Genomic DNA, 5,430 nt, shown 5'->3' with positions numbered 1-5,430 from the left:
CCGTCGGGAGGGGTAACCCGGGCTACGCCCGGGTCCCGGACGCACGGGCGGCAAGCCGCCCTGTAACGGAAATTCCCGCCGCTGCGCGGCCGGGGTTGCGGGTATTTCGTTGCGCTAAAACGCAATTTAGAAAATCGCGGCGAAACGAGAATCGTCGCTCGGCTCCATTGGCGCAGGGCAAGAAAATCGGTGGCGCAGTCACGAAATGCATTGCGCCACCGATTCGTTATCTACTGCGCCTGGGTTTGATGTGCCAGAACTGCCGCAGTCCGCAATTGTTCCCAGATCGCGGGGTGCAGACCGTTGTCGAGAACCTGCTCGAACATTTTCCCGAAGCTGTGGGACGGGTCGAGTCGGCGGCCACTCGTCAGTGCTTCACGTGCCAGCGCAGAGCGGCGATTGACCCAGTTGAAGACTCCGGCGAACACCATGAGCGGACCGGCCAAATCCTCGGGTAAAAGTGCGCCGACCTGCCGCATTACCTCGGCGGCTGCATCGGCATTGTTTTCGTCGATGTGTGCGAACAACAGATCGCGCACCGTCACGTCATGCATGGCAGCAGCAATAACGGCTGCGTGCTCATCGGTAACGGTAATGCCGTGCTGTGACGTGCCGTCCAGGTAGTGCGAAAGTGCCAGATCGAATACCCGATCGGCCGCTCGCTGTGGCTCCATGGCGCGTAGAACGATGCGCTTGGCGCCGAAGGCCCGTGAGGCCGCGGCAGCGCGTTCCGGGCCGTGCTGCGCGGCGGTAAACCCTGCTCGGATCTCGCTGCGGGTCTTGAGAATCGTTGTGCCCTCGAACAACGCTTCGGTGATCAGTGGGTGTGCTGCAAGATCGACAGGTGTACCCGACTGTGCGGCAAGTGATCCCGCGCCCGTCCATTGACGTACCAGACCATCGGTGAAAACGAACACAGGCGGAACTGAATCGGGCCGAAATGTTTCGAGCGCTTCGGCTACGTCATTGCCCCGTTCGAGCGTGCCAAAGACAACCACAAGCATCGATTGGCACTCTTCCAGAGCTGGTGTCACACGCAAGGAACTCAGAATTCCCTCCGACACGCCAGGGAGCAGATTGAGGAGGGGGAGCATGGCGACCCTGCACGGGTGCACATCGAGGGTGATGATGACCAACTCGTCCTCGGGAAGATGGCCACCCATAGCCACGGCACCGGCGACAACATCGGACGGGCTGGTCATTCGGAAAGCTGGCATTACGGAACCCCTTTGGGTCGGTGGGCGAACTGGTCAGATTCACCCGATGGATTGGACTGACGAACACTTGAAAGCTACCCCACGCCTACGACAAAAAGGCACTTTGACCTGTGTCTATGTCCCCGGCACACCCGGTGCCGGGGACATAGACACAGGAGGCGACGCAAAGCGCCGGCCTCCCGTAGTCTTAGCTGCTAAGGGGCAGTGATCACCTCGGCTGTGAATCTGCCGATCCGGGTGCGTGACAGACGAGAATTGGTGCCGCGCACATGCTCGAACCAGGCTTCGCGCTGATCGTCCGGCAGAGCGTCCCACGAGCTCGCCGTCAGAGTTTCGTAATCGAGAGCGGCGACAGTCTCGAGCGGTGTGAGCAGACGCCAGCTGGCGAGGCGGTACACGTCCGCGAAGTGGCCGTTAACCGGTGGCCACTCGGTCTCGGGGTGGAGTCGCATAAATGTTTGGGCAGCAACACGTTCCACGGAACGTGCAACCGGATAGTGGCGCGACTGCCGAAACTCTCCGCTGTGAATCTCGTCCCGGAGACTGTTCACGACCGAACCTCCTTGATGGAAGATGAACTGGCCGAAGCTGTTTCGGCTTCCTTCGCCTGCCTGTGTCCAGCAAGTTTGTGATACGGAATAGTGTCCGTCCAATCGCCGCCAATCCTCGCCGGAACAGTGACAGATTTCTTATTGACCCGAACCACCGAATACCAGACACCCGAGCACCTGACCAGATCTCCTTTCGCGATCGTGTCCGGCCCGAAATTGTTGGCCTGACCTGACGCGATCTGCTGGGCGCGGATTCCTTCCCAATAGGTGATCTGGTCGGCCCGCTCGGCGATACGGGTAATCAACGCCTGACGGTAGGTGCCCTCGGCCGGAGGAAATTTCTCGATCAGCTTCACGCCACGCACCACGAAGAGCGTCCGCTCGTGACCGTCGAGCTCGCGTTGGTCCGCGCGCTGCTCTGCGTGCATTTTGTCGATCCGATTCTTCACGGTCACCGGGCTGTAGCGAGCCGCTGTGGTCACCGCTGTCGCCTCCGCGCGCCTACGTGCTTCCTCCGCATTCCCCTCGGCTGCCACAGCCTGTCCCAGGCGCTGATGGACTTTCTTGAGCGCTCGCCGATGCCGCCCCTCCGAATGGTGCCCGACCTTGATCGGCTCACCCCCAGGAGGAAGCTGGGCAGCCGCGCGCTGCTCTGCCTCCCAAGCCGACTCCGCCTGTTCTGACCGGCGCCCCGCCTTCAGCGCGAGCGCTTCCACCCGAGCAGTTTGACGATCAATGCGATCGGCCTCGACCTCGGCCGTCGGCCGCGCTGTCGAGTCGATATCAATCTCGACATCGAAACCACTCGCGCGCAACGCCTCTGCAGTCAACTCAATCAGGCGAACCTTCGGAGCCCGATCCCTACTGCTCCGGATCCCCCAGAAACCGATACTGCGAAACCACCTCCACCCGTGCGCCGCCAATACATCTCCGGAACCATCACCGCGAGAGGTCCCGTCAATTAGCGTTCCATCCGCGGCAGTGTGCGAAATCGTCAACGTCACTTCGAATCTCCGACCTAACAGTGGGGCAGGTAGTCAGTCCGCCCGTCAGCAATTGGACACCTCCAAACCTACCCTCGATATCCGACAAAAACATGCATTCACCTGCGTGTATGTCCCCGCCGCACCCGGTGCCGGGGACATACACGCAGGTTGTGATTGTCTATAGACAGGAACCATCAGGGAACGCGGCAGATGAGGCGAAACAATGATAAAAGCCAGTAGTACCGTCCAAACCGGAAACATTGGGGAATTAGCCATCGGCTACCAGTTCACGAAATTGAATTGGCACGTAGCCCCCAACCCTGCCGGCGAAGTCGGTACAGATGTCTTTCTGCAGCCGCGGACGGCAACAGGCATTGATTCTGGTGCACTCATCGCTGGTCAGGTGAAGAACGGGGACACGTGGTTCGATTATCCGGAATTCGATGCGGACGGAAAACTTGTTGGATGGTGGTTCCGTGATACCAACAGTGAGCATTTGAAGTATTGGCTCGAATACTCTGTGCCGTTCATCCTGTTCCTGCATGAGGAGTCCACCGAAAAATCGTATTGGGTTCATGTGACACAGGATTCAGTTAAAAGTACCGGCAAAGGTGCCAAGATTCTGGTCCGCGTTGATTCAACTGTCGACAAACACCACATAGGAGACCTCCTGGAAATCGCGACCAAAGGCCGAATCCACTCACAATGGGAAGGGACTGCGTGGGGTAGTGCAGATGTGTTGTCGACTGATCGTTACCGCTATGCGATGTTGACGCCGCGCCTGGTGGCCCCCCACCCGAACTCGCCAGTGACGAAACTGGAACCCCACGAAGCCATCGCATTGTTGATCAAAATGCGGCTGAGGCACCTGACACCGCGCACGGCGGTTGACGCGCTGGCCAAAAGTACTAAGGATCCGGCACCGGACCTCGCGGAATGCCGAAGCTCGACCACGTGGGGGTGGCGATTTTATGCTGCAGCGCACGACATTCTGGGCGGTGACGCCAACATTGACGCGCTCGAAAAACTGGTCAAGGACGCCAAGGCGCCATCGGAACGGGCTGCAGCCGCAGTGTTCGCCTGTGCTCTTTCCGTCGAAGACGGAAACCCACAAGGCGGATTGGACGTCGTAGACGGCGCTCTGACCCATAGCGATTACAGCGACGTCGATCGGGCGTGGCTCCTCCTGCACAGAGGCCGTTGTCTAGCCGAGCTCGGCGATCTCGCAAATGCACGTCTCTGTGCCGTCGACGTCCAAAAAATTCGAAATGTAGCGGTAGATGACCCAACCGCTATGGCAATCACAGGATCGGGCACTGATCTCATCTTCAGACTCAACCCATGGTCGACGGACAGCAAGGAAGTTATCGGTGTTGAGGAAGTGATCAAGGGCCGTGACACCCTCGCGTCGTGGTGGAGTCGGCAGGAGGTAGCGGACGGCCTGGAGATTCAGTTCACCGACCAGTTCCAAGTATGGGTGGGTAATTCCGAGGGCCCAGAACTGGATCCGACCAGCTTGAGGCTCCGGTCGGCGACGCTGCTTGCCGGGATCGCTGCGGATCATTCATCCTGGCGAAGATCGCACACACTCTTGGCCCAGTACACGCTCATGAACGACAGCTCAGCTGAGGAGATCGCTAAATCGCTGGCTGCGCTGAGGCACGCAGGTGAACACAAGCTGATCGAGGACACTGTGCGGCATTTACTAAGGGTGGGGCCCGCAACCGCGGTCCGCGCTGCAGCGGGCGTAGTGCGACTTGAACTCGGGACTCGAACTTCGCTACACGCTGACCTGCAAACGATTTCGTCTGCCTCCGATGTCCTTGAAACAGACTGGGCAGACACGCATGCACGCTGGATACTGGCGAGGTTGAATGATACTGGCGACTTGGCAACTCGGCTGCAGCCGACCTTCTCACTGGAGCATGCACTGCTGAAGGTTTTGTCGAATCTTGTTTCCGTGATTTCAGCGCCGGTCCTGCGTGAGGTGATCGAACACATCAAAGAATCTCCACAGCAAGGGGATATCGGCTCCTCGTACGATTGGGCACGCGTCGTGGAGAACGTGCCAATAAGTGAATGGACCAGCGACGACAGAACGGCGGTTGCCGTGCGCAGCAAGGACGGCCCGGCACTCAAAGAAGCGTTCGATCGAATCCTCGCCAAGCACGATTCCGCCCATCGGGAAACGATTCAGAAGCGAATTGAAGAAGGGAACTTGTCCGCTCTCAGTGCTTTTGGAGATGTACGAGACCTAGATGACGACATAGCGAAGGGCGTTATTGAGAAGCTGTCCTCCGCGACCACCCAGCGGATCTCCGACCTCAAAAGCGGCTCGTTCGCCATGGGAGTGAAGGACTTTGCATCCGATCTGGTCACACTGAATGTCTGGTATCCCCAGCTCGCTTCGTGGGATTCGATCTCCGACCTATTGACGACGGAACTGCCTTTCGTCTCTGACCGCCAGGGAGTGCTAGCGAGGATCGCAATTCTGGGGAAAAAGATTCCTCCAGAGGTGGTCGATGTTATTGCAGGTCCGCTCCATGACTTGATGGTCGCCCTTCCCTCAGAGGGGCCTAGTTGTTGTGGGTATGGACGTTGCTGACGAGGGATTGAAGTAGACGGGCTGGTCCTCGGCGTAAGAATGGGAGTTGCGACACAACCGTTCTCGACCAA

The 5,430-nt window shown here is 58.9% G+C and carries 4 protein-coding genes; 1 reads left to right on the top strand and 3 read right to left on the bottom strand.

Annotated features, from left to right (window positions below):
- Positions 1-230: 230 nt before the first annotated feature.
- From ACIQX2_RS19335 to ACIQX2_RS19325, 3 genes are all read right to left on the bottom strand, one after another.
- Positions 231-1,217, bottom strand: coding sequence for a DUF4192 domain-containing protein (locus tag ACIQX2_RS19335; protein WP_037130195.1), 987 nt, complete (start codon positions 1,215-1,217; stop codon positions 231-233).
- 194 nt (positions 1,218-1,411) lie between these two features.
- The gene (locus ACIQX2_RS19330) at positions 1,412-1,768 is read right to left on the bottom strand and encodes a hypothetical protein (protein WP_003942448.1); all 357 of its coding nucleotides are present in this window, start codon (positions 1,766-1,768) and stop codon (positions 1,412-1,414) included.
- Positions 1,765-2,598, bottom strand: coding sequence for a DUF3560 domain-containing protein (locus ACIQX2_RS19325; RefSeq protein WP_307807323.1), 834 nt, complete (start codon positions 2,596-2,598; stop codon positions 1,765-1,767). Before ACIQX2_RS19325 ends, ACIQX2_RS19330 begins: the two co-directional genes overlap by 4 nt.
- Positions 2,599-2,977: 379 nt before the next feature.
- Between ACIQX2_RS19325 and ACIQX2_RS19320 the strand changes: the two genes are divergently transcribed.
- Positions 2,978-5,359 (top strand): DUF4365 domain-containing protein, encoded by a 2,382-nt coding sequence (locus tag ACIQX2_RS19320; RefSeq protein ID WP_245220045.1) that lies wholly within the window; start codon positions 2,978-2,980, stop codon positions 5,357-5,359.
- Positions 5,360-5,430 lie beyond the last annotated feature (71 nt).

Origin of the sequence: Psychrobacillus sp. NPDC096623 (assembly GCF_044762655.1) — a bacterium.
Classification (GTDB): Bacteria; Bacillota; Bacilli; order Bacillales_A; family Planococcaceae; genus Psychrobacillus.
This window is presented reverse-complemented; position numbering and strand designations above follow the sequence as displayed.